Genomic DNA, 24,410 nt, shown 5'->3' with positions numbered 1-24,410 from the left:
TGCAAGGAGACCGGTTACCTGTTTATGCTCCTTGCTTGGTTAACACATATTGCTCGAGGGCCAAAATAGAGTTATACCTAAAGGGTCAAGGTTAATGAAAAAGTAAAAATGATTAACGAAGGGTTAATTCCACTAAACAACGATTAACCACTATTGAAGAAAAGTTAGCGAAGTAGTTATTGAACTTGCTTTTTATAAATGTTGGGCAAACTTATTTTAAAACGAACTGCCAATAACCTTAAGAGTATTACCACTAATATACCTGCTATGTAGGCGTATTCGTCCTTTACAGGGAACTGTATCATCAAAAAATAGCTCAGTGCCCCTAAAATACATGCTGTTGCATAAATTTCCTTTCGGAAAATGACAGGAATCTCATTACACAGGATATCCCGTATTACACCGCCAAAGCAAGCTGTCATGGTACCCAAAAAGATGCACATAACGGGCAAGAGCTCAGCTTCCAGACCTTTTTCCACACCCACCATGGTATAAAGTCCGATGCCTATGGTATCGAACAAGAACAACGACTTGCGAAGGTATTTGAGTTTGTTCACAAAAATAATGGCAAAAACCACTGAAATAAATATGGTAATCACATAGGTAAGGTCCTGCATCCAGCCGACGGGTGTGTTCCCGATCAACAAATCACGTAAAGTACCTCCACCAATTGCTGTCACAAAAGCAATGATAAATACCCCGAAAAGATCCAAACGCTTTTCCATAGCGACCAAAACCCCCGAAATGGCAAAGGCTATGGTGCCCAAAATGTCTATGGTCAAATACAGCATAACTACATTTTTTGGGTGTAGTAATTATAGTCCTTGATAATGACGTCCACAAAATCAATAGGCTGAAGTGAAGTCTGCACACCCAACACCTCTTTGATACGTTTGTCCAAAGAAACAATAATATTATGATTGGCATTGCGCTTGGCCTTGTCGTACAGTTCTTTTATGGTCTGCATTTCCTTATCCTTAAAAACGGTCACCTGTGGAAAGGTTGGCTGATAATCGTCCGGTAATTCGCGAAGCAATGTATCGCTCAAAGATACTCGTTTTTTTTCGCTGATTACCGTAGTACCTGCAGCAATGTCGCCCAATCGCTGGCCCTTACCACGAATCAAAATAGTGAGTACGGCGCCACCTCCCGATGTAAGGCTGACATCTATGATCCGTAAGGCCCATCGAACAAAATAATTGCCGAAATTTGGTTTGGAACCATCAAGTTTGACCACTCTAAGGTTCATGGCTCCCTTTCCGATTGTCCTGCCATTCATCAACGTTTCAAACAGCAAATAATAAAAAAAAGCGGGGAGGGACAATATCAAATAAAAAGCCCACTGGTCGTCAATATCAACCTCAAGGGAAGCCAAAAAAACGAAAATCAAAATGGTGTAGACCACAATAATGAAGGTATCGATTATGTAAGCCAGCATACGTTCACCTAAATGAGAGGTGTTTTGGTTGATGGTGATATTTTGGGCCGTTTCTATTTGAAATTGTTCCATATTTTAGTTTCTTTACTTACAAACCACCGGATTAAATGCGTGAGGCCGCTTTTGTTAGGCAAAATAAGGATAAATGGGCCGCTTTTGAAAATGCCCTGCTCAATAAAGGGCGACTTCATCCTGATGAGCTTTCGGATCTTTACATTGAGATTACCGATCACCTCGGTTACGCCAAGACCTTTTACCCAGGAAGCAATACCCAAATTTACCTGAATACCCTTGCCTCACAAGCGCATCAAAAAATATATAAGACCAAACGGGAATCCAGAAATCGTATTGTCCATTTTTGGAAAACGGAATTCCCCACCATGTTCAAACAACATCACCGAGAATTGTTCATTTCTTTTTTGGTTTTTGCCTTTTTTGCGGCCGTAGGTGCATTTTCTTCCACCAACGAAGGTGATTTTGTTCGGTCCATATTGGGCAATGGTTATGTAAACATGACCTTGGAGAACATAGAAAAGGGCGACCCCATGGCAGTCTACAAAGAACAAGGCGCTTTCAATATGTTCTTGGGCATTACCATAAACAATGTTAAAGTAGCTATTTATGCTTTTGCATTCGGTATTTTTTTGGGAGTCGGAACACTCTATATTATGCTGCAAAACGGTATCATGCTGGGAAGTTTTCAATACTTTTTTTACGAAAAGGGACTGCTTTGGGAATCGGCACGCACTATTTGGATCCATGGAACTATCGAAATATCCGTTATCATCATAGCTGGTTGTGCAGGTCTGGTTTTAGCCAACGGAATCCTTTTTCCGGGCACTTATACCCGATTGGAATCTTTTAAACGGGGTATTAAAAACGGACTTAAAATTATGGTGAGCACGGTACCTTTCTTTATCATCGCAGGGTTTTTGGAAGGTTTTGTGACCAGACATACCGAAATGCCCGATTGGCTTGCAATTTTCATCATACTGGCCTCGTTGTCATTGATCATATACTACTACATTATTTATCCAAACCAAATCCATCGAAAAACCGTTCATGCAAACAACCAATAAATATATAGAGTTTAAAAAGCAGCGCGAATTGGGAGAAATACTTTCCGATTCCTTCGGCTTTATCCGCAATGAATTCAAACCCTTTTTCGGAACCATTTTAAAAATTGTAGGGCCTTACATTTTGGCAATGTTGATTTCCATGGGGTTTTACATGTACACTATAGGCGATGTTTTTAACCTGACAGCCATTGGGGGAAATCAATTTTCCGCATTCTCGCCAGTTATCATGGTCATATCGGTATTGGCTCTGATGTTAAGCTCAATCGCGGCTTATGTATTGGCACAGGGCACGGTACTTTACTATATCAAATCGTATATTGACCATAAAGGAACCACTGATTTTGATGAAATTCGACAAGGTGTGTACGGTTCTTTCTGGTCGTTGATCGGTTTAGGTATTTTGGTAGGTCTATCGGTATTTATCGGGGCCATGTTCTGTCTTTTACCTGGTATTTATTTGGCCGTACCCTTATCCATTTCATTTGCCATTTTGGTTTTTCTGAAAAAGGACACCATGGATTCCTACCAGTACAGCTTTTCCTTGATCAAGGAAAACTGGTGGATTACCTTCGCCACACTCTTTATCATATACATTATTGTGATGGTCGCCACGTATGCCTTTAGTTTACCGGGAGCCATATACACTTGGATAAAAATGGGCGTATTTTCGGGCGAGATGGATGCCGAAAACATGAGTTTGTTCAACGACCCCATATATCTTTTCCTGAACATTCTGAGTAGCTTAGTACAATTTTTGATGAACATTATTCTACTAGTGGCCACTGCCCTTATCTTTTTTAACCTCAACGAAAAGAAAAATTTTACGGGTACTTTTGAGCGTATTGAAAGCCTCGGAAAATCCTCAGAGGAATAGATGCATAGATTGCTGATCTTATCATACCTGTTTTTTTCCTGGTCAATTCTTTTGGCCCAGAACGACTCGATTGTCAGGTATGACACATCGGATATCGACCCCATCGAATTCAGTGAGGAAGACTTTGAAACCTTTAAGCAGGATAGCACCTTCAATTATGAGGAGGTAGAACCTGAAAACACGTGGTGGTCCGATATTACCAATTGGTTCTACAATATTCTGCGGAGCTTTTTTGAATGGATCTTTGGTGTTGGAAATGCCGAAGGCTATTTGGCCGTGTTTTTGCAAATTCTCCCCTATCTGCTCTTGGCCTTGTTCCTTTATTTAGTGATTCGCTTCTTCGTAAAATCCAATATGCAGGGAATGGGGAAAAACAGGAAAAACCCTAACGTGGTGTCTCTATCCGAAGATGAACACATCATCAAAAATGAGGATATCCAGCAATTGATCAAAAATGCACTGGCAGATCAAAATTACAGGCTTGCCATCCGGTATTATTACCTCTACATCCTTCAATTGTTATCGGAACGGGAGATGATAGATTGGCAGCAACAGAAAACCAATGACGATTATTTGGAGGAGCTTTCCGAAACTGTATTGAAAAATGAGTTTGGAAAGGCCACCTTGCTCTACGATTATGTTTGGTACGGAGAATTTGAACTGGACCAATCACGTTATGAGAAAGCTGAAATTGTATTCACCTCCTTAAAAAATTCAATTGCCGATGTCTAGAAAGGGTTGGATATATTTAATAATCGGCGTTTTGACCCTTGCGGCCATATTTGCCATGGAATACAACAAGCCCAAAAAAGTGAATTGGTTCCCCTCCTATGTGTCGCACCATAAAATACCTTATGGGACCTACGTGCTCAACAACTTGATGGAAAAATACTTTCCAGACCACGTGCAACAAGTCCAAAAACCACCCTTTGAATTATTGACCCGCACAGACTCCATTAGGGGCACTTACTTTTTTGTGAATGAAACGGTCTCTTTTGGAGAGGCCGAACTAAATGCGTTATTGGATTGGGTCGACCAAGGAAATACGCTTTTTGTAGCCTCGGACCGTTTTGAACAAAAATTATTGGACACCCTTCATTTGGAACAGACCAACGTGTATAACGATGGACAATTGGAGCCTCTTTTTTATTTGGAACTTTCCAATCCAAAATTGACGAGTTCCACCTACAAATTCACCAAAGATTACTACACCATTGGTTTTGATCAGTTGGATACCTTACAGACTACCGTTTTGGCCCAGGTATATACTCGGTCGGACAGTACGGATAACATCAAAAAACATGTCAATACCATCAAACAACCCTTTGGAAACGGGGAGATCCTGTTGACCAGTTTCCCGAAGGCCTTTACCAATTACTTTATCCTAAAGGATACTAATCAAGAGTATACCGCAGGGCTGTTATCTTATTTGGATACCGATAAACAGATTTACATGGACAACTTCCATAAATCAGGGAAATCCTTTTATACCTCTCCCATGTATCTCTTTTTAAACACCAAAGAATTTAAATGGGCCTACTATCTTGTGCTGATCGGGGCGCTTGTCTACATCATTTTTGAAGGAAAAAGAAAACAACGGGCCATTCCAGTGGTACAGCCCTTAAAGAACCAAACATTGGCCTTTACCCGGACCATAGCGGACATGTATTTCGAAAAAGGGGAACTACACTTGATCACCAAACATAAAATTGATTACTTTTTGGAATATCTAAGGTCTAAACTACATATCTCTACCCAAGATTTGCAGGACGAAATGTTTTTGAGAAATCTGTCCATGCGGAGCAATACCGATTTAAAAGACGTGAAAATATTGATGGGTACCATCTCCAAACTAAGAGAGAAGCAATACGTGACCGAAACCGAATTGAAGAATCTGAATCAAAAAATACAAGCATTTAAAGCAAACGTTGATGGAAAATAACGACAATAACGACTTGAATTTTGACAATAGAGTCCCCTTGGAAGAATTAAGGGATACTGTGGAACAAATAAAAAAGGAGCTATCCAGCATAATCGTGGGCCAAAAGGATTTTATCGAACTTTTGATTATTTCCATATTGGCCGATGGACACGCCCTGATCGAAGGAGTACCCGGAATAGCCAAAACGGTAACGGCCAAGTTGTTTGCAAAAACGCTCAAAACCGAATTCAACCGTATCCAGTTCACACCTGATCTGATGCCGAGCGATATTTTGGGGACCTCCGTTTTCAATACCAAAACCAATGAATTTGAATTCAAAAAAGGTCCTATCTTTTCCAACATCATTCTAATTGACGAAATCAACCGGGCCCCGGCCAAAACACAGGCAGCCCTTTTTGAGACCATGGAAGAACGCCAGGCCACTGTGGATGGAAATACCTACCAAATGGGACAGCCTTTTATGGTATTGGCCACACAAAACCCCATCGAACAGGAAGGAACATACGCGCTGCCCGAGGCACAACTGGACCGTTTCCTGTTCAAGATCAAAGTGGATTATCCCTCCGTAGAGGAAGAGGTCGTAATTCTACAAAACCATCACGAACGCAAGGGCGAAAAGCCGCAGGACCAGATCAAGGCGGTGCTGACTCCCAAAAAGCTATTGGAATTCAAAAAGAACATTCACGAAGTGGTCGTGGAGCAAAAAATTTTGGATTATATCGCCAACATTATAACACAGACCCGAAACCACCCACATTTATACCTAGGTGCCTCACCTAGGGCTTCCATTGCTACATTAACAGCTGCCAAGGCCTTTGCTGCCATATCGGGGCGCGATTTTGTGATACCCGAAGATGTAAAAAAAGCTTTGATACCCGTACTCAACCACAGGGTAATATTGACACCTGAACGGGAAATGGAAGGCATGACCACCGAAAATGTGGTCACTATGATCATAGAGTCTGTTGAAATTCCAAGGTAAACATGGCATTGCTCAGGTCGTTGTACATACATAATGTTTTCTTTCGGTATATCGCCGTACTGGCTGCATGCTTTGTGATTTCCTATTGGTTACCGATACTTTATCCCATTGCATGGATATTGGTATTTCTGTTGCTTTCGCTGTTCTTTTTGGACCTGTATTTAATGTATGCGACCAAAAATGCCATAAAAGCACATCGCAACCTTCCTCAAAAATTATCCAATAGCGACGAAAATATTCTATCAGTCCACCTGAGTTCCAAATATCCTTTTAAAACAGGGATTTCGGTAATCGATGAATTGCCCGTACAGTTCCAAAAAAGGGATTTTGAACATAAAACACAGCTACAAAAAGGTGAGCCCCATTTTTTTGAATACTCAGTCCGTCCTGTGGAACGTGGGGAATATGTTTTTGGTAACTTGAATGTATTTGCCTCCTCTCCCTTACACATTGTCAAAAGAAAATATGTGTTCCAAAAAGACCAAATGGTGCCTGTGTATCCATCCATCATACAAATGCAACAATATGACTTTTTGGCCACGAGCAATCGCTTGACCGAGTTCGGACTCAAAAAAATAAGGAGGATCGGACATACGCAAGAGTTTGAACAGATCAAGGAATATATAAAAGGTGATGATGTAAGAACCATTAATTGGAAAGCCACTGCCAAAAAGAACCAGCTGATGGTGAACCAGTACCAAGATGAGAGGTCACAGCCCATTTATTCCATTATTGACACCGGGAGGGTGATGAAAATGCCTTTCAATGGATTGAGCCTGTTGGACTACGCCATTAATTCGACCTTGGCCTTTTCCAATGTCGCCCTAAAAAGAAATGATAAGACAGGATTGCTCACTTTCTCCAAAAAGATTGAAACTTTTATACCAGCCGTCCAGAAAATCACACACCTCAACACCATCATGGAGAGCCTGTACAATATCTCCACAGATTATTCCGATTCTGATTTCGGCCTGCTGTATGCCCATGTCAAACGTAAAGTGAACCAACGTAGTCTTTTATTGCTCTATACCAATTTTGAACACATATCGGGACTCAAAAGGCAGTTGCCCTATATTTTGGCCATGGCCAAAAAGCACGTATTGGTCATTATTTTCTTTGAAAACACGGAATTGGACTCTTTAGTAGCTGAAGATGTTGAAGATTTACAAGCCATTTACCACAAGACCATTGCCGAGAAATTTTCATTGGAAAAACGATTGATGCAGAAAGAACTTCAAAAATATGGCATCCAGACCATTTTGACCAAGCCGGAAGAACTGACCGTAAATACCATTAATAAATATTTGGAAATAAAAGCGAGAGGAATTATTTAGTTGTAAGCTCTTGGTTGGAAAGTCCCAAAGTATTCAATGATGGTGGTCTATCTTCCAGCAAAACAAATTTCGATTTTGGCTGTAGAAATAGTTTCTTCCTTTTTAAATCAAGATTGGAGTAACGGCCCCGCAAACGTCCTTGTTCATCCTTTTTAGAAAAAAGTTCTATGGCAATCCCCACCGTAACACCTCCTAAAATAGTTGCCACTAAATCTTCATTGTCCCATCCATTATCCGTTTGTCCAGCATCAATTGCTTCTTTGGCCACACCAGCAATGGCACTTGCGGTAACTGCACCAACAAATGCCCAAACCCGATTACCTTTGGTAACTTGTTTGGCAATTCCTGCCCCTGCAAGACCCGTAAGACTGCCCCCTACAAAATGGAGTGCTTTATCGTGCTCTATTTGCCCATGACTCTGGGATGCAAGTACAAAAAAAAGTAAAATAGAAATCAGTGTTCTCATCGATCGACTAAATATATCAAAAGTTTATTAATACTCTTGATTTCCGATTAATAACACTTTATTTCTGCTTTTGCTCGATAAAATTCAGCCATTAATCCTTCAACAATTTCCGCTGCTGGAGTTATGCTATGGATCAATCCTGAAACTTGACCTATTTCCAGTTCACCTTCTTCCATATCGCCTTCGAACATCCCTTTTTTTGCCCTCGCCCTGCCCAATAGCTTCTTTAATTCCTCTTTGCTGGCACCTTTGGCATAAGCCTCTTGTACATCCCGGAAAAATTTATTTTTGAGCAAGCGCACAGGTGCAAGTTCCTTCAAAGTCAATTGGGTGTCGCCTTCTTTGGCATCTACTACATATTTTTTAAAAAGCTCGTGCGACGATGCTTCTGGTGAGGCCACAAACCTACTCCCTACCTGAACGGCATCAGCTCCCAAGACCATAGCGGCCAACATAGCTCTTCCGGTAGCAATACCTCCAGCGGCAATTAGGGGAATATGTATTTTTTCCTTTACAGAAGGAATAAGTACCATGGTCGTGGTTTCATCCCGTCCGTTGTGCCCGCCCGCCTCAAAACCTTCGGCCACCACGGCATCGACTCCTGCTTCCTGAGCCTTGAGAGCAAACTTTACACTACTGACCACATGCACAACGGTTATTCCCTTCTCTTGAAGAAACTTGGTCCAGGTCTTGGGGTTACCAGCCGAAGTGAACACAATCTTCACTTTTTGCTTTACGATAATATCCATCAATTTTTCAATGTCAGGGTACAGCATGGGTACATTCACCCCAAAAGGTTTGTCCGTAGCATTTTTACATTTGATAATATGTTCCTCCAATATTTCGGGATACATACTTCCTGCACCCAACAAGCCCAATCCACCAGCGTTTGAAACCGCAGAGGCTAAACGCCAACCGCTTGCCCAGACCATTCCTGCCTGAATGATGGGATATTCAATTCCGAAAAGTTGTGTGATTTTATTTTGCATGGAAATTTGTATTCAATTTTCCACCAAAATAATTAAAATAAAGAATCTATTTAGGAGATTACCCCAGAACCGATTAACTCCTCATTAATATACCATGCAGCAAACTGCCCTTCGGTAATGGCGGATTGTTTCTCTTTAAAGTCCACGAACAATCCATTCTCTACTTTGTAAAGCTTAGCAGATTGCAAAGGTTGACGGTATCGGATGCGGGCCATCACCTCCATGGTCTCATCCACCTTCAAGGCTAAATCCGGGCGTACCCAATGGAGCTCATCTTCTTTTATGAACAATGTATTTCTGAGCAGACCAGGATGTGTTTTGCCTTGTCCCGTGTAAATGATGTTCTTATCTACATCGGTATCAATTACGAACAGAGGTTCTTTGGTTCCGCCTACGTTCAGCCCCTTACGTTGCCCAATGGTGAAATAGTGTGCACCTTGATGCTCCCCTACCACCTTTCCGTCAGATTCGGAATAGACTGGCTTCTCCGCTTGGAAGAATAACTTTTCTCTTTCGTTTTGGAACTCTGGAACTGCAACGGAGAATTGCACTGCATCGCTAGGCACTTCCACAATTACGCCTTTTTTAGGCTTTAATTTTTGTTGTAAAAATTCTGGCAAGTGTACCTTTCCCACAAAACACAATCCTTGGGAATCCTTTTTATCAGCTGTGATCAAGTTGTTTTCTGCGGCTATTTTCCTTACTTCTGGTTTTAACAACTCACCAATTGGGAATAAAGTCTTGGCCAACTGCTCTTGCGACAGTTGACAAAGGAAATAAGACTGGTCTTTATTTGGGTCTTTTCCGGACAACAACTGATAGGTTTCGGTGCCATCTTCATTTTGAATAGTTCCTCTTCTACAATAATGACCTGTGGCCACATAATCGGCTCCCAATTGCAGGGCGATTTTCATGAACACATCAAACTTGATTTCACGATTGCAAAGTACATCTGGATTGGGTGTTCTTCCCCTTTCGTATTCATTGAACATATAATCCACGATACGTTCTTTGTACTCGGTGCTTAAATCCACTGTCTGGAATGGAATCCCCAGTTTTTCGGCAACAATCAAAGCATCATTGCTGTCCTCCAGCCATGGACACTCCTCGGATATGGTCACAGAATCATCATGCCAGTTTTTCATAAACAAGCCAATGACATCGTACCCCTGTTCCTTAAGCAGATAAGCAGCTACGCTTGAATCCACTCCTCCCGAAAGTCCAACAACAACCTTTTTCATTGCAATGATTTAAGAGCACAAAAATACAAATTGACGCTCACTTATTATGATAATAATGTCTTAAACCAACCGTATCCAATTTGTAAACTACAAGGTAGCAGATTATTACTTTTGTTAAAGTTTTCAATGAAAATGTTAAACATTATTGTTTTTATTTTGTTTAACCATAGTTTTAAATAGTTAAACAAATATCTATCATCAAATGAAGACTCTTAAACATTTATCCCGACTGACCTTATTATTACTACTTATCGGATTCACCTCGTGCTCCGATGATGACAATGGAACAACCCCACCTCCCGAAGAAGGTGTGAACATTGTTGAAGCAGCACAGGCCACTGCAGAATTGAGTACTTTGGTCGCTGCCCTTCAAAAGGCTGACGAAAGTGCCAATAACGATTTGGTAACTGCTTTAAGTGGTGACGGACCTTTCACGGTTTTTGCACCAACCAACCAGGCCTTCAACGACCTATTGGCCCAATTGGATGGTTTTGATTCACTGGAAGACTTTAGTTCCCAACAACTACAAGACTTGTTGGCCGTGATTCTGACCTACCATGTAGTAGCCGATGCTGCTCTTTCCACAGATTTGAGCGATGGGATGAGTCTAACCACCCTGCAAGGTTCTTCTTTACAAGTATCTACCCAAGGAGGAGTGTTTATACAAGATGCCACCGATGTTGCTGCAGAGGTAACTACTGCAGACATAGAAGTTTCTAATGGAGTTGTTCATATAATCGATAAAGTTTTATTGCCCCAAGCCATTATAGATGAATTGGCCGATATTATTTTGGTACCTATCACCGATTTGGCCATTGGTAACGAAAACCTTCAAAATTTGGTTGCAGCACTGACCGAAGCTGATGGGGATTTGCCAACCGTATTGCGCGGTGACGGACCATTTACCGTATTGGCACCGACCGATGCAGCATTTGAAGCTTTCCTTGATGGTGCAGCGTTGACAGATATTCCAGTGGACGTTTTGACCAACGTTTTACTCAACCACGTAATCAGTGGCGAGGTTACTTCGGAAGATTTAGTTGGACTTGGTTCTGGTTATACTAGTACTTTGGCCACTGGAGCTGGCGACCAAAACGTAAGTCTGTTCTTCGATACTTCTGATGGTGTGACTTTTAACGGAGGTTCTACTGTAGTAACTCCAGATGTAAAAGCTCTTAACGGTGTTGTACATGTAGTTGATGCCGTAATCGATATTCCTAATATCGTGGACCATGCCATTGCTAACCCAGGACTTACTTCTTTGGTAGGTGCTTTGACCGATGGTGGAAACACAACTTTCACCGACTTGCTATCCAATGAAGAGGAAACGTTTACCGTATTTGCGCCAGGCAACGATGCTTTTAGTGCTTTTACCAATCCAAATTCCAATGATTTAAATGCAATTCTGTCCAACCATGTTGTAGTGGGTGCAGCTGCCTTCTCTTCAGATTTGACAAATTCCTATGTGAATACTGCTGCGGAGTTTGATGTAGACGAAAACTTGAGCCTATATATCAATACGGATGACGGTGTTACCTTAAATGGAACCAGTAATGTTGTAATGGCCGATATTGTGGCAAGCAACGGGGTAATCCATACTGTAGATGCTGTAATCGATTTGCCTACGGTAGTAACATTTGCTGCTGCCGATCCTAACTTCTCCACTTTGGTTCAAGCCTTGACCGAATTGACCCCAAGTACCGATTTTGTAAGTGTACTGTCCGCCCAAGACGGAGCCGGAAGCGATCCATTTACAGTATTTGCACCAACGAATGCCGCATTCGATGCGCTTGCCAGTATTCCAGCCGAAGCTGACTTGGTTCCAATATTGCAACACCATGTTGTAGCCGGTGCCAATGTTCGCTCTGGTGACTTGAGCGATGGTGCGACCGCAACAACTTTGGAAGGTGACATGATTACCATTAACCTACCAGGTACAGGTGATAACATTGCCGACATTACCGATGGAGCAGGAAATCCTGGCATTGGAATAGACGCTGTGGATGTACAAGCCGTAAACGGTGTGATTCACGTAGTGGATACTGTACTTATTCCAGACACTTCAAACTAAGCTAACCAGTTTTTGATTACATTGATAGTGCTTAGTAGCCCCCTCAATTTGAATTGAGGGGGCTTTTTATCGTCTGGGGTTTACCGTTCGTCGATGACACATCAACTAGTGAATATTTTCCCACAAAAAAAAGGTGTTTTACAACTTTTAATTTTTTGAACGTCGGTAATCCCGCATCTTTGGAGTCCCAAATCTTTCCAAACTATACCTATAAATGGAAACTCCCCCAAGAAATCTTGAGGGAGTTTTTTTATGTTGATCAAAAAGCAATCTGCTTCTGGATTATCTTTTTCCAGATTTCTTTTGCTCCTCGGCCTGTTCCATCATCTCGCGCATCTTACGCTGGAACTTGTTCTCTTTTTTAGGCTTTTTCTTGTTCTCCTGAATCTGGGCATGGATTTTATCCTCATCCAAAATGTAGTTCTTGATGGCCAACATAATAAAGATGGTAATCAAGTTGGAGATAAAGTAGTACAAACTCAACCCACTCGCATAGTTGTTAAAGAAGAACAACATCATAATTGGCGATAGGTACATAATAAATTTCATGTTCGGCATACCTGGCTGTTGCTGCATCTGCATACTCTGACCCGTTGTCATCTGCATATAGAAGAAGATGGCTATGGATGCCAAAATCGGGAACAACGATACGTGGTCTCCATAAAATGGTATGGTAAACGGCAACTCAAAAATGGTGTCGTAAGAGGATAGGTCCTCCGCCCATAAAAATGATTTCTGACGCAGTGCAAAGGATGTTGGGAAGAACATAAATAGTGCGTAGAAAATCGGCAATTGCAACAATGCGGGCACACAACCACTCATGGGGCTCACCCCTGCCTTATTGTAAACCTTCATGGTTTCCTGCTGTTTTTTCATGGCATTGTCCTTGTATTTTTCGCTGATTTCCGAAATTTCAGGTTTTAACACCTTCATTTTGGCCTGCGACAAATAAGATTTGTACGTTACTGGCGAAAGTGCCAATCGTACCATAATAGTCATGATGATAATGGCGATTCCATAAGGCAAGAACGAACTCAAGAAGGTGTAGAACGGAGTAAAGACATAGCGGTTGATCCAACCAAAGATTCCCCATCCAAAAGGAATGGACTCGACCAGACCCAAATCTTCATAATCATCCAACACTTTAACATCGGTAGGTCCGTAGTACCAATACATATTTTGGGCCAATTCGCCTCCCTTCAACTCCAGTGGAGCCCTAGTGGTATATTCTTTTGTAAAACGCAGTTCCTTGCTTTCTTCCTCGACCAAGTTTGTTGAGGTTACATCAGCTGTTTTAAAATGGTCGTCGGTAGCTAAAATTGAACTAAAAAAGTGTTGCCTGTACGACAACCACTTTACATCCACTTCGGTTTCCTCATCAAAATCGCTACTCTCGGAAAGCTTGCTGATATTCCCCTCGTCATGGTTGTAGGTTAAACGGGTATATCGATTCTCATATCTCACACTCTGATCGTGTCGAATACCTTTTAAATCCCATTCCAAAGTAACTGGATTGCTACTGTTGAAAACACCGCTCAACCCTTGGGACCGGACGGTGAAGTCCACCAAATATTCATTTGGCTTCATTTCGTAACGATACTCCAAGTACTGATCATTGGCCACTTTGGCCTTCATGGAAAGCACCTTATTATCACCACTTTGGCTCAGTGAAGGCTCAAAATACAGGTCGGCCGTACTTAAAACTCTATTGTCCGAAGTAGTGAAGTTCAAGGCAAAATTGGCGTTGCCATCTTTCACCAAATAGATGGGTACAGAATCGTGAGTGACAAAATTCTTCATTTTTGCCTCAACAATTTGTCCTCCTTTATTGGAGACCTCAAGTTTCAGCACCTCATTTTCCAGAATGGTATTACCGTCCGATGTTTGTGTAAAACCAAATGCCCCAACGGTGCTTTTATATTGGGCAACCGCCGTAGAATCGGACAAGTCGATGGTTTTTGTTTCCTTAACAGGAGCGGTTTTGGCTTCTTCCTCAGCTTTGGCTTCTTCTTCCTCGACCTGCGCTTGCTGTGCTTGTTCAGCTTTTTGTGCCTCTAACTCTTCTGGCGTAGGCTGATTTTGGTAAAACATATAAATGAGTATCCCAAAAATCAGTACAAATCCAATAATGGATTTAATATCCAGCTTCTTTTCTTCCATGAATATTATTTAGTAGAAATATTTTATTGGTATTTCAAGTGGCAAATATATGCCCAAAACCCCATTTTATGCCAAACTGGCATTGTTTTGTTTCTGTTTATGGGTCAATACCGCTTTTACAAACCCAACAAATAAGGGGTGAGGGCTGGCAACGGTACTTTTATACTCCGGGTGATATTGCACACCAACGAACCATGGATGCGAGGGTATTTCCACAACTTCCACCAGGCCTGTTTCCGGGTTTAAACCGGAAGCCAACAAACCTGCTTTCTCCATTTGCTCCTTATACTTATTGTTGAATTCATAACGGTGGCGGTGGCGCTCCTCAATATCGGAAGAACCGTATACTTTTTCCACCAGACTATCTTCTTTTAGGTGGCAATCCCAACTACCCAACCTCATGGTACCACCTTTATTGGTGATGGATTTTTGTTCTTCCATTAAACTGATGACAGGATCTGGTGTTTCGCTGTCCATTTCGGTAGAATTGGCTTTTTCCAGACCAAGAACGGTTCTTGCAAATTCGATTACGGCCATTTGCATACCCAAACAAATACCTAAGAAAGGAATATTGTTCTCACGGGCATATTTTACGGCTGTCACCTTTCCTTCAATCCCACGTTCACCAAAACCGGGGGCTACCAGAATACCGTCCAGGCCCTTCAGTTTTTTATCTATATTCTTTGCTGACAAATGTTCGGAATGAATCGATTTCACCTCAACATCCACCTCATTGGCAGCGCCTGCATGAATAAAGGCCTCCTGAATGGATTTATAGGAATCGGGAAGTTCAACGTACTTTCCAATCAAGCCAATTACAACTTTATCCTTTGGGTTTTTGTGCCTTTGCAGAAACTCTTTCCATTGATCTAGGTTAGGCTCGGTATCATTGGGTAAGGCCAATTTTTCCAAGGTAACCGTATCCAAACCTTCTTCTTGCATTAATAAGGGAACATCGTAAATGGTCGATGCATCTATAGATTGGATTACCGCTTCTTTCTTCACATTACAGAAAAGCGCTAATTTTTCCTTGATATCCTCCGAAATTTGATGCTCGGTACGGCATACCAAGATATCGGCCTTTATCCCACTCTCCATTAAGGTTTTGACAGAGTGTTGTGTAGGCTTGGTCTTTAATTCTCCGGCTGCAGATAAAAATGGGACCAAAGTAAGGTGCACCACAATTCCATTGTGCTCACCAAGTTCCCAAAGCAATTGCCTTACAGCTTCAATGTAGGGCAATGATTCGATATCTCCCACTGTACCACCAATCTCGGTAATAACAATATCATAGTCCCCATTATTGCCCAAAATTTGGATACGTTCCTTTATCTCGTTGGTAATATGGGGGACTACCTGCACGGTTTTGCCCAAAAATTCACCTCTACGTTCCTTTTCGATTACACTTTGGTATATTCTACCTGTGGTAACATTGTTGGCCTGTGAGGTGCGAACATTCAAAAAACGTTCGTAGTGGCCAAGGTCCAAGTCGGTCTCCGCACCATCATCGGTTACATAGCATTCGCCATGCTCGTATGGATTCAGTGTTCCCGGGTCAACATTTATGTATGGATCTAACTTTTGGATGGTGGTTCGGTATCCCCTGGCCTGCAGTAGTTTGGCCAAGGATGCGGCTATAATTCCTTTACCCAATGAAGAAGTAACGCCTCCCGTAACGAAAATGTACTTGGTCTCTGACATATTGATCATTCTATTACGGGGCGTAAAGTTACTAATTGCCGGACAAAAATCAGGAAGATTCTTTAGGAAAATCTTTTTGCAGTTTTCTAATGATGGGTTCCAGGTTATTATCCTTAATGGTAAGCATGGTATTTAAATAGTCTCCCAATTTCCCTTTGGGAAAACCTTTTTGCCGAAACCAGACCAGATATGGCAGTGGCAGATCCACCAGATATCGTCCTTTAAACTTACCAAAAGGCATTTTGTAATGGGCCAGTTCCAAAAGCTGTTTTGTATCGGGACGTATTTCCATATGTAGGTCTAAAATACTATCTTTCCATTAACAAATCCTCAAAATGAAACGTAGAAATTTTATAGCCACTGCTGCCGTAGGGTCTGCAGGACTGGCTTCGGCTTCTGCCATGGCCCCCAACAACTATGGACAATCCAAAGAATTTAATTTAAAGCACAATATCAATCATAGTGTGTGCGAATGGTGTTTTAATGATATCCCCCTGGAAGATTTTTTAAAGACCCTTAACGAATTAGGGGTCAAGGCGATTGATTTGGTCGGACCAAAGGATTGGCCCACTTTAAAAAAATACGATATTCATTGCTCCATGTGCAATGGTGCCGAGATCAGCCTTACCGAAGGATGGAACAATCCAAAGTATCACGAGCAACTCATTAAAAACTATACCGAAATGATTCCCAAGGTTGCCGAGGCAGGATATACCAACCTGATCTGTTTTAGCGGCAATAGAGATGGGATGAACGATTATGTTGGCCTTCAAAATTGTGTGGACGGTCTTTCACAGATCATACCCTTGGCAGAAGAGCATGGCGTTGTCATTCAAATGGAACTTTTTAACCAAGTAAACCATCCAGATTATATGTGCGATAATTCCCTTTGGGGAGTAGAGCTCTGCAAACACTTGGGAAGTGATAATTTTAAGTTGCTGTTCGATATCTACCACATGCAAATCCAAGAAGGGGACATCATCCGAAGCATACAGAATTATCACCCTTATTTTGGCCACTATCATACTGCAGGCGTACCAGGAAGACATGAAATTGATGAAACTCAGGAATTGTACTATCCTGCCATAATAAAAGCTATACACAACACTGGGTTTAAAGGATATGTGGCGCAAGAGTTTATTGCTACCTGGGACGATAAAATCGAGGCATTAAAAGATGGGTTCATGAGATGTGATATTTGATCAGCCCCCTTAACAACATAACCAAACTAAACAAACATGAAACGAAGAGAGTTTATTCAAAACACGGCTTTGGCTTCCAGTGCAACTATGCTTTTGGGCCTTGGAGCCTGTTCACCCACAAAAAAAGGTCTGGAGAATATCGGAATCCAACTGTTCTCACTCCCAAAAATGTTGGAAAATGATTTGTCCGGTACTTTGAACATGTTGTCCCAAATGGGATATAAAGAGATTGAGATTTACGGTCCCTACCCATTTAGTTCCGTTGCCGCACACGAGCGTTGGAAGGCCGTAACACCAAGTCTGGGTTTTACCGGCAGTGGTTTTTATGGGCATTCGGCAAAAGAGTTTCAAGGATTGTTACAAGACAATGGTTTAAAAGCTACTTCGGGACACATCGATTTGGTCTCACTGCAGACAAAAATGCCAGAGGTGGGCGAAGCAGTTCGAACGCTGGGGTTGGATTGTATGGGTATTTCTGCCATACCAGGGGAACTACGAACCTCATTAGATGACTATAAACGTATGGCGGATACCTTTAATGCCATCGGAGAAAATGCCAAAAATGAAGGGTTCAGATTTATTTATCATAATCACGGTTACGGTTTGCACGAAATGGATGGACAGATTCCTTTGAACATTATTTTGGACAACACGGACCCTGAGCTTGTATTTTTTGAAATGGATATTTACTGGACCATGGCCGGAGGTGCAGACCCGGTCGAATATCTTCAAAAATATAAGGACCGTTATATTGCAATGCACTTAAAGGACATGAAGGAAATTACAACCTTTAAGGGAGATGGTGGAACAGCCGACCAGTGGATAGAACTTTTTCCGTTGATGACCTCCGTTGGAAAAGGTGCCATGGATATTCCTGCCATTGTTGATGCAGCCCAAAAATCTGGCGTAAAACACTTTTTTGTGGAACAAGATGTTGTAGAAAACCCAAGGGTTGCCCTTAAAGAGAGTATTGATTATCTAAAATCCGTTTAATGAAAACCTTATGATACTTCAAATAATACGATTAAAAAGTAATCTGGATGAAGTTACGTTGCTGGAAAAGGCACGAGAAAGAGAACCTCAGTTCAAGGCTATTCCAGGCCTTTTACAGAAATACTACGTCAAATTGAATGGGCCCAATGAATATGGAGGGGTATATGTATGGGATTCCAAAGAGTCAGCACAAGCCTTTAGGGAGTCCGAACTGGCTAAAGGCATCCCTAAGGCCTATGAAATTGTGGAAGCACCCAACATTGAAGTGATGGATATTCTCTTTCAATTGAGGGACTAGAGCCAAACCTTGCTTTCTTGGTACCACTATCAATCAAACAATGATGTTTATTTTGGAATGACCAATATTTTAAACCAGCTTGATTTTTGACCATCCAATGCTATGATCAAATTATTTAGAAAGATTAGACAACGATTGCTATCGGAAAACAAACTCAGCAAATATTTGCTTTATGCATTAGGTGAAATCATCTTGGTGGTCATAGGGATTCTTATTGCCCTACAGATCAATACTTGGAACGAGGAACGAAAAAATACCAACCTGGAGCAAGATTATCTTTTATCCATCTCGGCAGATCTGGAAAATTTAACTTTTAATACGCAACGTATTTATGTTGACCAATTTGACGCAAAAATTGAAAACTTAAACTTTGCCAAACAATATATAGAGGCACCCTTTGCCATTACAGATACTTTAAATTTTATAAATACCATAGCAAAAGGAGCGGCATCGTTTAGTGGTTTTTATCTGGTCGATGATGAGGCATATCGAGAACTCGTAAGCACTGGCAATTTGCGTTTGATAAGTAATGATAGCTTACGAAAAGATTTATCAGAGTTCTATACCGATATGAAAGTACAAGGTGAATTATCCAAAAGGTATAATACGGATTATGGTAATTACATTAATGCAATTCGGCCATTCGACAATGAGAATCCAAGCTATGTTAACGATTATGATACCAATGAATTTTTGGAGGAATTGAAAACCAAAAAGTTTCGCCAACTGATCGACCACGAACTTACCTATGCTTACAGAACGCAACGTATGGCTAAAAATGTTGTTGAAAATGCGTTAAGAATGAAAGAGAGGGTTGACGAAGAAATTAAATAATTATTTGAAGGGTTGACATCAAATACAATATTACCCTTCTCCGTTTAATGCATCGGCAATTTTACGGTTCCATTCCTTTTGTTTTTCCCTATTTCGAGAAAAGTTGGTTTCCCAGTCGTATTGCTCCTGATATTGTTGCAACTCTTTTAAAATATCCCGATAAATCTTACGGACCTCTGCCTTAACATCATCGGAAAAGGAAGTACGCCTCAGTTTTTCGCGCATTTTTCTGGCAAAAAGCTCTGTGATATCAAAATGAAGCTGCTCGTGCGCCAGGGTGTTTTCATCACATAATTGTGGTTTGTACCAAGATTCATTAGGATAAAAATAGGCGCCGACCTCAAAATCCAGTTTTACTTCATGGTGCAGAAGGTTTGCAGAATAGGAATAACTGATACCACTGGCAGTAGTTGCTGCCGACTCATCGGCAGGAGGCACCTTACCCTTATAATCAGCCCAGGTAAGCCGCATGTTCTTGCTCCATGCAACTCCCTCCTCGATTTCTTGTGAAAAGCCTAAAAAACCAAGCAGAAGAATACCTATTATGCCAATTAATTTACCCAATTAAATTCAATTACTCTTTCAATATCGGGATGTAGACTGTAGTGTACGGGACAGGTTTGGGCGGTATGCACCAAAATCTTCCGGTGTTTTTCGGAAACCGATGCAGGCAGCTCCAATTTCACCTCAATCTTGGAAATTCTTCTTGGGTTTGCCGCCATGTGCTTGGTCACTTCGGCTGTGGAACCTGTTAAATCCACCTCTAAGTCGCGTGCTTTTATGCCCATCATGGTCATCATGCAATTGGCCAATCCGGTTGCCACGGTATCGGTTGGTGAAAAAGCCTCGCCTTTACCATTGTTATCAATTGGGGCGTCGGTGATGTATTCGTTCCCAGAGCGTATGTGAACGCAAGTGGTACGAAGGTTTCCGTTATAGGTTACTTTTGATGTCATCTTTTGGCTCTACTTCTTTAATTTCAAGATTATCATACTCCATGATAAAGCACGCCCTATTGAAATAACCAGAGGTCCAATCATTATAGTAGTCAAATCCATTTCCAGCATATTCGGTCAGACCAATATACTTGGACGTTTCGAATAGATTGTTCTTGTACGCTAGCTTTAGCAATACATCCATAGTTACATCGAATCCTCTTACGGCGTACCTATCGGGAAGCACCCCATTATATTTTTGGCTATACGCCCTAGTGAAAGAATCGTTTACGGATTCTCTATAAAAAGATGGATATGTAAACTTAAGGTTGGAAAGATGGGTCTTGGAGACCGCATCATCCTCAAAAGCAGCATTAAAACTTGTGGTAAACATCCGCACATTGATTTCCACCGTTTCTTCATCGCTGATTGCCGCTGTGTTTGCAGAGTTCAGGATAGAAGTAACACTGGCCACCATATTGGGTTGGTCTGTTTCCAAAAACACCCAGTTCTCTTTTTCTTCAGAAAGTTGAACCAAAAACTCGTCCAGGTGAAGTGATTTATTATCGATCACCTTTGCAATTTGGGCTGCCGGGAATTTGCTCAAGATGGAGTCGTGTGCCACTTGGTGAGTGGAATCTGCAATGATAATGATATTTTCATCCTTATAAATCTTCTCCATGTAGGACAACATCTTCTCGCGGAGCACCACATCCCTAGGCACAGAGAAAAACACATTACTGTGGCTCAATTTACTGTCCGAAGATATCGGAGCGATGACAGGAATATCTTTTGCAGAAGCCTGAACTGCTACCTCGTCCAAAGGTCCCGCAGCCAATGGGCCGATAATGGCACTAACGCCATTTAGGTTTTCCCTGAAGAGAATTTCCTTTACTTTGGCCTGGTCCAATTGGGTATCATAGGTTTTCACATCTACCGAAACCCCCATTTTTTTTATGGAGTCCAATGCTACCAAGGCACCGGTATAAAAACCAAGGCTCAAGGCCAAATCCCTTCTGTTTTTGATCAGCTCTTCGGCTTTTTCGGCGTCGGCCACATTGACCTTGTCCAATCTAAAGGGCAACATAAATACCAACTTTGGTCTATTCTCAAAGTTTATGCTGTCCACCAAGTTGATTTTATCCAGTACCAGGGCATTCTTGACCTCTAGGTCTTTCGCCTTTTCTTTGGGTAATTTTAGCACCATTCCGGCTTTTAGCCCGTTTTCCAAAGTAGGATTTAAACGGAACAGTTCGTCCCTTGTAATTTTAAGGTTTTGGGTAATTCTAAAAATATTTTGTTTTGGCTTTACCTCGTAAAAAATAAAGTTTTCCGTGTTTACCTCCCCTTCATCATCTTTCTTTTTGGGAAGTCTTACCACCATACCTTCTTTAAGGCCTCCTTCCTTTACGATCTCAGGATTCAATCGAACAATCGAGTCCGTTGGGATGCCGTACTCCCTTCCCAAACTGTAAAGGGTCATTTTTGGTGGCACTGTGTAGGAGGTAAATATTTCTGTTTTCTGTTCTTTTAGACTATCCCCTTTTGGTCTTGGCAATTTCAGTTCCTCACCTGCTGCCAAGTAATTGTTGTTCTTGTCCAAATCTGGGTTCAACACCAAAAGACTGTCCACACTAATGCCGTACTTATGGGCAATGCTCCAACGGGTCTCTTTAGGTTGCACGGTGTAGACCTCAAAATCCAGGTCTTTATCCTCATCGGGGTCAACTTCTGGGAACACAGGAATTTGAAGCACCATTCTACGCTCGAGTGGTTCAGAATATAATCTGGTATTATACCTTTTTAGTTGATCTTCGGTAATGTTGTATTTCTGTGTAAGACCAAAGATAGTTTCCCTCCTTTTTACCCTATGACGCATAAAACGGATTGGTTTTACCTCTTCTTCCTCCTGCTCTTCTTTTTTGGTCTCTTCTTTATCCTTTATAGGTTGCCCATTCAAAGGAATGATCAAGATGGTGTTCTCCTTTACATCAGAGGCACTCTTGATTTCTTTGTTGGCCTGCAATATACTGTAGGGCGTTACCCTGTATTTCTGAGAAATACTCTTCAGGGTTTCTCCTTCCTTTACAGCGTGCGTTGCATAATTTTGTGCAGAAACCGGTGCCATTGCCAACAAAAGGACAATGGTAAAAACCAGTTGTAAAATATGTTTTCTCATTCCCATTCTATAGTTGCCGGTGGTTTTGAGCTAATGTCATACACCACTCTATTAACGCCTTTAACCTTGTTTATTATATCATTAGAGGTCTTTTGTAGGAATTCGTAGGGTAAATTCACCCAATCGGCCGTCATACCATCGGTACTTTCAACCGCTCTCAGCGCCACACATTTTTCGTAGGTACGCTCATCGCCCATAACTCCTACACTATCTACGGGCAAAAGCATGGCTCCGGCCTGCCAAACCTTGTCATAAAGCCCCCATTTTTTCAATCCATCAATAAAAATGGCATCCACTTCCTGTAAAATTGCCACTTTTTCTGCCGTAATATCACCCAAGATACGAATTCCAAGACCAGGTCCCGGGAATGGATGTCTTCCCAAAATCTCAGCTGGCATGTCCATGCTCGCCCCCACTCTTCGCACCTCATCTTTGAACAACATTTTCAGGGGTTCCACTACTTTCAACTTCATATAATCGGGTAAGCCCCCAACGTTATGGTGACTTTTTATCACTGCTGATGGTCCTCCACTGGCCGAAACGGATTCGATCCTATCCGGGTAAATCGTGCCCTGGGCCAACCATTTTGCGTTTTCCACTTTGTGTGACTCATCATCAAAAACCTCGATGAAGACCCTCCCGATAATCTTTCTTTTTCCTTCGGGGTCGGATTCTCCCTTCAAGGCATCCAAAAAACGTGCCGAAGCATCAACACCTTTCACATTAAGCCCCATGTGCTTGTACTGGTCCAAAACACTTTCGAACTCATTTTTACGCAAAAGTCCGTTGTTTACGAATATACAATACAGGTGATCTCCAATTGCTTTGTGCAACAACATGGCGGCCACACTGGAATCCACTCCACCGGACAGTCCCAGAATCACCTTCTCGTCACCAATCTCTTTCTGTAATTCCTCAACGGTGGTTTCCACAAAAGCATCAGGCGTCCAATCCTGTTCCAATCCTGCAATATTTACCAAAAAGTTTTCCAACAGCTTTTTGCCATCCGTGGTGTGGTATACTTCTGGGTGAAATTGAATCCCGTAGGTTGTTTCGCCCTCGATTTTGTATGCGGCATTTTCCACATCGTGTGTGCTGGCCAAACAAACCGCTCCCTCGGGAAGTTCCTTGATCGTATCACTATGGCTCATCCAAACTTGGCTGCCTTCCCCAATTCCGCTCAGGAAATCCTCATTTTGCTTCACATAGGACAAATTGGCCCTACCATATTCACGGGTTGCCGATGGTGCCACGTTGCCTCCATGAAAATGGGACAAGTATTGCGCCCCGTAGCAGATACCCAACAAAGGTTTCTTGCCTTTTATCTCCGATAAATCGGGATGGGGGGCCTGCTCAGATCGCACCGAAGAAGGCGAACCGGAAAGGATAACCGCCTTGTAATCCGATAAATCCTCGGGCAATTTGTTGTATGGCTTGATTTCTGAGTAAATGTTGAGTTCCCTTACGCGTCTTGCGATCAGTTGTGTGTACTGGGAACCAAAGTCTAGGATGAGTACGTTGTTATGCATGGGCAAAAATAGCAATTTGCTTTAGTTGCAAAAATATCTTTTAAAGGATATTTATGACAAGTTTTTCCATGAAGTAATTCCAACGGGTTATTAACAAGTGAATCAATCTTAATTGATAATACATTTTCCTTTTAAAAATCTAACCCTTAAATAGTTTTTTTCT

At 41.7% G+C, this 24,410-nt stretch carries 23 protein-coding genes; 11 read left to right on the top strand and 12 right to left on the bottom strand.

The window, feature by feature from the left end:
• Positions 1-176: 176 nt before the first annotated feature.
• Together J0654_RS00200 and J0654_RS00195 are read right to left on the bottom strand one after the other, a co-directional pair.
• Positions 177-791: a trimeric intracellular cation channel family protein gene (locus tag J0654_RS00200; RefSeq protein ID WP_207025597.1), complete on the bottom strand. Its 615-nt coding sequence runs from the start codon at positions 789-791 to the stop codon at positions 177-179.
• Between the two features lie 2 nt (positions 792-793).
• Positions 794-1,510: an RDD family protein gene (locus J0654_RS00195; RefSeq protein ID WP_207025596.1), complete on the bottom strand. Its 717-nt coding sequence runs from the start codon at positions 1,508-1,510 to the stop codon at positions 794-796.
• A gap of 35 nt (positions 1,511-1,545) precedes the next feature.
• On the opposite strand from J0654_RS00195, the gene J0654_RS00190 reads away from it, so the two are divergent.
• Genes J0654_RS00190 through J0654_RS00165 form a run of 6 tightly spaced genes read left to right on the top strand, consistent with a single transcriptional unit; the run spans position 1,546 to position 7,649 of the window.
• Positions 1,546-2,517 (top strand): stage II sporulation protein M, encoded by a 972-nt coding sequence (locus tag J0654_RS00190; protein ID WP_207025594.1) that lies wholly within the window; start codon positions 1,546-1,548, stop codon positions 2,515-2,517.
• Complete coding sequence (locus J0654_RS00185) at positions 2,501-3,391, top strand: hypothetical protein (protein WP_207025593.1); 891 nt, start codon at positions 2,501-2,503, stop codon at positions 3,389-3,391. Before J0654_RS00190 ends, J0654_RS00185 begins: the two co-directional genes overlap by 17 nt.
• A complete protein-coding gene (locus J0654_RS00180; RefSeq protein ID WP_207025592.1) occupies positions 3,392-4,123 on the top strand; it encodes a DUF4129 domain-containing protein in 732 nt (243 codons plus the stop codon).
• Positions 4,116-5,333 carry a DUF4350 domain-containing protein gene (locus tag J0654_RS00175; protein WP_207025591.1) on the top strand — a complete coding sequence of 406 codons (1,218 nt, stop codon included), beginning with the start codon at positions 4,116-4,118 and terminating at the stop codon, positions 5,331-5,333. The genes J0654_RS00180 and J0654_RS00175 overlap by 8 nt, the downstream gene beginning before the upstream one ends.
• The gene (locus tag J0654_RS00170; protein ID WP_207025590.1) at positions 5,323-6,315 is read left to right on the top strand and encodes an AAA family ATPase; all 993 of its coding nucleotides are present in this window, start codon (positions 5,323-5,325) and stop codon (positions 6,313-6,315) included. The genes J0654_RS00175 and J0654_RS00170 overlap by 11 nt, the downstream gene beginning before the upstream one ends.
• 2 nt (positions 6,316-6,317) lie before the next feature.
• Positions 6,318-7,649 (top strand): DUF58 domain-containing protein, encoded by a 1,332-nt coding sequence (locus tag J0654_RS00165; RefSeq protein ID WP_207025589.1) that lies wholly within the window; start codon positions 6,318-6,320, stop codon positions 7,647-7,649.
• Here the strand turns inward: J0654_RS00165 and J0654_RS00160 are convergent.
• From J0654_RS00160 to mnmA, 3 genes are read right to left on the bottom strand one after another with little or no spacing between them, the layout of a single operon-like run.
• Positions 7,642-8,115, bottom strand: a complete 474-nt coding sequence (locus J0654_RS00160) for a YfiM family lipoprotein (RefSeq protein WP_207025587.1) — start codon at positions 8,113-8,115, stop codon at positions 7,642-7,644. The genes J0654_RS00165 and J0654_RS00160 overlap by 8 nt on opposite strands.
• Positions 8,116-8,162: 47 nt before the next feature.
• Positions 8,163-9,104, bottom strand: coding sequence for an NAD(P)H-dependent flavin oxidoreductase (locus J0654_RS00155; RefSeq protein WP_207025585.1), 942 nt, complete (start codon positions 9,102-9,104; stop codon positions 8,163-8,165).
• Positions 9,105-9,154: 50 nt separating this feature from the next.
• Positions 9,155-10,345, bottom strand: a complete 1,191-nt coding sequence (gene mnmA, locus J0654_RS00150; protein WP_207025580.1) for a tRNA 2-thiouridine(34) synthase MnmA — start codon at positions 10,343-10,345, stop codon at positions 9,155-9,157.
• Positions 10,346-10,547: 202 nt separating this feature from the next.
• On the opposite strand from mnmA, the gene J0654_RS00145 reads away from it, so the two are divergent.
• Complete coding sequence (locus J0654_RS00145) at positions 10,548-12,416, top strand: fasciclin domain-containing protein (RefSeq protein WP_207025579.1); 1,869 nt, start codon at positions 10,548-10,550, stop codon at positions 12,414-12,416.
• Between the two features lie 282 nt (positions 12,417-12,698).
• Here J0654_RS00145 and yidC read toward each other — a convergent pair whose 3' ends face one another.
• The 3 genes from yidC to J0654_RS00130 form a co-directional block, all read right to left on the bottom strand.
• Positions 12,699-14,576 carry a membrane protein insertase YidC gene (gene yidC / locus J0654_RS00140; RefSeq protein WP_207025577.1) on the bottom strand — a complete coding sequence of 626 codons (1,878 nt, stop codon included), beginning with the start codon at positions 14,574-14,576 and terminating at the stop codon, positions 12,699-12,701.
• 66 nt (positions 14,577-14,642) lie between these two features.
• A complete protein-coding gene (locus tag J0654_RS00135) occupies positions 14,643-16,277 on the bottom strand; it encodes a CTP synthase (RefSeq protein WP_207025575.1) in 1,635 nt (544 codons plus the stop codon).
• A 49-nt stretch (positions 16,278-16,326) separates the two neighbouring features.
• Complete coding sequence (locus tag J0654_RS00130) at positions 16,327-16,569, bottom strand: DUF3820 family protein (RefSeq protein ID WP_207025573.1); 243 nt, start codon at positions 16,567-16,569, stop codon at positions 16,327-16,329.
• Positions 16,570-16,612: 43 nt separating this feature from the next.
• Here J0654_RS00130 and J0654_RS00125 point away from each other — a divergent pair, with 43 nt between their 5' ends.
• The 4 genes from J0654_RS00125 (at position 16,613) to J0654_RS00110 (ending at position 19,604) form a co-directional block, all read left to right on the top strand.
• Complete coding sequence (locus J0654_RS00125) at positions 16,613-17,479, top strand: hydroxypyruvate isomerase family protein (RefSeq protein ID WP_207025571.1); 867 nt, start codon at positions 16,613-16,615, stop codon at positions 17,477-17,479.
• 36 nt (positions 17,480-17,515) lie between these two features.
• On the top strand, positions 17,516-18,472 hold the full coding sequence (locus tag J0654_RS00120) for a sugar phosphate isomerase/epimerase family protein (protein WP_207025569.1): 957 nt from the start codon (positions 17,516-17,518) through the stop codon (positions 18,470-18,472).
• A 10-nt stretch (positions 18,473-18,482) separates the two neighbouring features.
• Positions 18,483-18,770, top strand: a complete 288-nt coding sequence (locus J0654_RS00115; RefSeq protein WP_207025568.1) for an antibiotic biosynthesis monooxygenase family protein — start codon at positions 18,483-18,485, stop codon at positions 18,768-18,770.
• A 102-nt stretch (positions 18,771-18,872) separates the two neighbouring features.
• Positions 18,873-19,604, top strand: a complete 732-nt coding sequence (locus J0654_RS00110) for a DUF6090 family protein (RefSeq protein ID WP_207025566.1) — start codon at positions 18,873-18,875, stop codon at positions 19,602-19,604.
• A 30-nt stretch (positions 19,605-19,634) separates the two neighbouring features.
• Here J0654_RS00110 and J0654_RS00105 read toward each other — a convergent pair whose 3' ends face one another.
• From J0654_RS00105 to guaA, 4 genes are read right to left on the bottom strand one after another with little or no spacing between them, the layout of a single operon-like run.
• Positions 19,635-20,168: a DUF922 domain-containing protein gene (locus tag J0654_RS00105; RefSeq protein WP_207025564.1), complete on the bottom strand. Its 534-nt coding sequence runs from the start codon at positions 20,166-20,168 to the stop codon at positions 19,635-19,637.
• Complete coding sequence (locus J0654_RS00100; RefSeq protein ID WP_207025563.1) at positions 20,156-20,560, bottom strand: OsmC family protein; 405 nt, start codon at positions 20,558-20,560, stop codon at positions 20,156-20,158. Before J0654_RS00100 ends, J0654_RS00105 begins: the two co-directional genes overlap by 13 nt.
• Positions 20,538-22,718, bottom strand: a complete 2,181-nt coding sequence (locus J0654_RS00095) for a LysM peptidoglycan-binding domain-containing protein (RefSeq protein ID WP_207025562.1) — start codon at positions 22,716-22,718, stop codon at positions 20,538-20,540. The genes J0654_RS00100 and J0654_RS00095 overlap by 23 nt, the downstream gene beginning before the upstream one ends.
• Positions 22,715-24,247 (bottom strand): glutamine-hydrolyzing GMP synthase, encoded by a 1,533-nt coding sequence (gene guaA / locus J0654_RS00090; RefSeq protein ID WP_207025560.1) that lies wholly within the window; start codon positions 24,245-24,247, stop codon positions 22,715-22,717. The genes J0654_RS00095 and guaA overlap by 4 nt, the downstream gene beginning before the upstream one ends.
• Positions 24,248-24,410 lie beyond the last annotated feature (163 nt).

Origin of the sequence: Flagellimonas profundi (assembly GCF_017313275.1) — a bacterium.
In the GTDB taxonomy this organism is placed as follows: Bacteria; Bacteroidota; Bacteroidia; order Flavobacteriales; family Flavobacteriaceae; genus Flagellimonas; species Flagellimonas profundi.
Note: the sequence above shows the minus strand (reverse complement) of the source record. Positions and strands in the feature narration are given on the sequence as shown.

Bases quoted from the DNA above. Each gene is read 5' to 3' on its own strand.
- J0654_RS00165 (WP_207025589.1), top strand. From the start codon at position 6,318: ATGGCATTGCTCAGGTCGTTGTACATACATAATGTTTTCTTTCGGTAT.
- J0654_RS00170 (WP_207025590.1), top strand. From the start codon at position 5,323: ATGGAAAATAACGACAATAACGACTTGAATTTTGACAATAGAGTCCCC.
- J0654_RS00100 (WP_207025563.1), bottom strand. From the start codon at position 20,560: ATGACATCAAAAGTAACCTATAACGGAAACCTTCGTACCACTTGCGTT.
- J0654_RS00200 (WP_207025597.1), bottom strand. From the start codon at position 791: ATGCTGTATTTGACCATAGACATTTTGGGCACCATAGCCTTTGCCATT.
- mnmA (WP_207025580.1), bottom strand. From the start codon at position 10,345: ATGAAAAAGGTTGTTGTTGGACTTTCGGGAGGAGTGGATTCAAGCGTA.
- J0654_RS00195 (WP_207025596.1), bottom strand. From the start codon at position 1,510: ATGGAACAATTTCAAATAGAAACGGCCCAAAATATCACCATCAACCAA.
- J0654_RS00180 (WP_207025592.1), top strand. From the start codon at position 3,392: ATGCATAGATTGCTGATCTTATCATACCTGTTTTTTTCCTGGTCAATT.
- J0654_RS00190 (WP_207025594.1), top strand. From the start codon at position 1,546: ATGCGTGAGGCCGCTTTTGTTAGGCAAAATAAGGATAAATGGGCCGCT.
- J0654_RS00115 (WP_207025568.1), top strand. From the start codon at position 18,483: ATGATACTTCAAATAATACGATTAAAAAGTAATCTGGATGAAGTTACG.
- J0654_RS00160 (WP_207025587.1), bottom strand. From the start codon at position 8,115: ATGAGAACACTGATTTCTATTTTACTTTTTTTTGTACTTGCATCCCAG.
- J0654_RS00125 (WP_207025571.1), top strand. From the start codon at position 16,613: ATGAAACGTAGAAATTTTATAGCCACTGCTGCCGTAGGGTCTGCAGGA.
- J0654_RS00120 (WP_207025569.1), top strand. From the start codon at position 17,516: ATGAAACGAAGAGAGTTTATTCAAAACACGGCTTTGGCTTCCAGTGCA.
- J0654_RS00175 (WP_207025591.1), top strand. From the start codon at position 4,116: ATGTCTAGAAAGGGTTGGATATATTTAATAATCGGCGTTTTGACCCTT.
- J0654_RS00185 (WP_207025593.1), top strand. From the start codon at position 2,501: ATGCAAACAACCAATAAATATATAGAGTTTAAAAAGCAGCGCGAATTG.
- J0654_RS00095 (WP_207025562.1), bottom strand. From the start codon at position 22,718: ATGAGAAAACATATTTTACAACTGGTTTTTACCATTGTCCTTTTGTTG.
- J0654_RS00130 (WP_207025573.1), bottom strand. From the start codon at position 16,569: ATGGAAATACGTCCCGATACAAAACAGCTTTTGGAACTGGCCCATTAC.
- J0654_RS00145 (WP_207025579.1), top strand. From the start codon at position 10,548: ATGAAGACTCTTAAACATTTATCCCGACTGACCTTATTATTACTACTT.
- J0654_RS00135 (WP_207025575.1), bottom strand. From the start codon at position 16,277: ATGTCAGAGACCAAGTACATTTTCGTTACGGGAGGCGTTACTTCTTCA.
- J0654_RS00155 (WP_207025585.1), bottom strand. From the start codon at position 9,104: ATGCAAAATAAAATCACACAACTTTTCGGAATTGAATATCCCATCATT.
- J0654_RS00110 (WP_207025566.1), top strand. From the start codon at position 18,873: ATGATCAAATTATTTAGAAAGATTAGACAACGATTGCTATCGGAAAAC.
- guaA (WP_207025560.1), bottom strand. From the start codon at position 24,247: ATGCATAACAACGTACTCATCCTAGACTTTGGTTCCCAGTACACACAA.
- yidC (WP_207025577.1), bottom strand. From the start codon at position 14,576: ATGGAAGAAAAGAAGCTGGATATTAAATCCATTATTGGATTTGTACTG.